We start from the raw sequence: 2,382 nt of genomic DNA, 5'->3' as shown, positions 1-2,382 counted from the left end.
TCTTTCTTTTTGCCGCCCAGGAGGGGGAGAAGATCCCTCTGGCCCTGGCCCGGCGGCTGGCCTTCCTGGGGGTGCTCATCACCCTGGGGGTTTTTGTGCTTACGGCATTCTATTTTCTCTTTCTCCCCCGTCCGCAATATACCCTCTTTAGCGGGCCCTTTGGTTCCACCGTGCGCACCGGTCTTTCCGATCGGGTGGCTCCGGGAGAGATCGCCGCCCTTCAGGAGGATCCCAGCGTGGCCTTCCGGGTGCGCTGGCTCTCCGGGCTCCGTCCGGCCCGGCCCTATTTCCGGGTCTATGTGTACGGAAACTATCACCGGGGTGTCTGGACCGCTCTCCGGAAGGGCCGGGGAGGGGGACCGAGGTCTTTACCGGGACCCCGGGCCAGGGTGGAGATCCTGCCCCAGGTGGAGACCCGGGCCCTGCCGGTTCCGGGATATCCTTTGGAGGTGGAGACGGTGCGCGGACCTGTCGCCGAACCCGGTCCGGAGGGAACGGTGGTCCTTAAGAGGGAGGTGCTGGAACCGTCCCTCTGGCGTCTCACCGTGGTCCTGACCCCTTTCTTCCCGGCGGAGAGCCCTCCAGAAGATTTCCTCCGGGTCCCTCGTCGGATTCGTCCCTCCCTCAAACGGCTCGCCGAAGGTCTTCGTCGCTCCGACCCCCTGGAAACCGCCCGGGCCGTGGAAGCCTTCCTGCGTCGAAACTATACCTATACCCTTTCCCCGGGGCCTCCTTCCGGGGAACCCCTCCTGTGGTTTCTCTTTTCCTCCCATCGGGGACATTGCGAGTACTTCGCCACGGCCATGGTCTTTTTGCTGCGCACCCTGGGGATCCCGGCCCGGGTGGTGGGGGGATATGCCGGCGGGCAGTGGAACCCCTTCGGCGGGTATTATCTCCTGCGGGAAAAAGACGCTCACACCTGGGTGGAGGTCTGGATCCAGGGGAAGGGATGGATGCCCTTCGATCCGACACCGGCCTCGGGATTCTCTCCCCGCCCCTCTCCCTTCAGGAGATGGCGTCTTCTCTGGGATTACCTGCAATTTCGCTGGTACTACTGGGTGGTGGAATACGATTTCTTGAAACAGATGCGTCTCCTTCGGCACCTGGCCGGGGGGCTGGGACATAGGCCCCGCCTGAGGCTGAATCCTCCCCGGATCCGGCTCCCGGCCCTGGTGATTCTCCTGGGGCCGGGCCTGGTGGCTGGCGTTTTTCTTCTCCGGCGGAGAAGGTTTACCCCGGTGGAGCGTCTCCTCCGGGAATTCTCCCGGTACGGATGGCCCCGGAGGGCCTCCGAGACCTTAGGAGAGTATCTGGAGCGCGTGTCCCGCGAGCGTCCGGATCTTTCCTCCGAGCTTCGGACCTTCTGTGAACTCTATTATCAGGAGGTCTTCGGGGGGCAGGATACCCGGGCCGCTCAGAAGGAGCTCCTTTCCCGGATCCTCAGGCGTCTTCGATCCAGATAACCCGGCACTGGTTTGCCCCCGGGGCCAAAGCCTGGTATGAAACTAATAATAGTCGGTGTTTTCCACTTCCGTAAGGGAGCAACGGGTATGGAGCCCCGCCATAAGGTACTTTTGGCCTACGATGGGACCACGCCTTCCCGCCAGGCGGTGGCCTACCTGGATCGGGTCTTCGGACACCGGGAGGATTTCGGGGTGACCGTGTGTGTGATCGCGCGTCGGCCTCCCAGCTATCTGCTTCAGTCCGGAGGGGGGAAGAGTTTTCTGGAAAAGGAGGATCTCCTGGATAGGGCCATCTCCGAGAGCCTGGCCCAGGCCCGGGAGGTGGCGGAAAGGGGAAAGGCCCTCTTTTCGGTCCTTCCTCCGGAGGCGGTGGAGACCAAGGTCTCCCTTCAGAGCGGGGATCTGGCTTACGAAATCATCCGCGAGGCCGAAAGCGGTTATTACGATGCCATTGTGGTGGGGCGCCGGGGTCTTTCGCGGGTTACCCAGGGGTTTATGGGCAGTGTTTCTTATAAGCTGGCCCAGCACGCCCGGGTACCGGTGTGGATGGTGGCCGGAAAGGAGTGGAACCACCGGGTGCTGGTGGCGGTGGATCTGGGGGAGCCCGGATTCCGGGTGGTGGATCACGTGGCCTATACCTTTGCCCGGGATCCACGGGTGGAGATCACCCTGCTGCATGTGGTTTATCCCTGGGTGGGGGCCGAGCCCCGGACCCAGACCCTGAAGCGGGTGGCCCGCGAACTGGAGGTGAGCGAAGAAGAGGAGACCCGGGGCTTTTTCGAACGGGCCCGCAAACGTTTCGAGGAGGAAGGCCTCCCCTCCGAACGGGTGCGGGTAAAGATCGTACGCTCCATTTTCGGCCCGGCCTCGGCCATCCTTCGCGAGGCCCGGCGTGAGGGGTACGGCACGGTGGTGGTAG

The 2,382-nt window shown here is 63.4% G+C and carries 2 protein-coding genes; both read left to right on the top strand.

The annotated features are described in order from the left end of the window. Positions 1-1,463, top strand: a 1,463-nt coding sequence (locus F8J34_RS05460; protein WP_297057000.1) for a DUF3488 and transglutaminase-like domain-containing protein, incomplete at its 5' end; no start/stop codon positions are given. Positions 1,464-1,550: 87 nt separating this feature from the next. Continuing rightward, positions 1,551-2,382: universal stress protein (locus F8J34_RS05455; protein ID WP_297056999.1), on the top strand; the 832-nt coding region annotated here is incomplete at its 3' end.

Source organism: Thermosulfurimonas sp. (assembly GCF_015491435.1).
Lineage (GTDB): Bacteria > Desulfobacterota > Thermodesulfobacteria > Thermodesulfobacteriales > Thermodesulfobacteriaceae > Thermosulfurimonas_A.
This window is presented reverse-complemented; position numbering and strand designations above follow the sequence as displayed.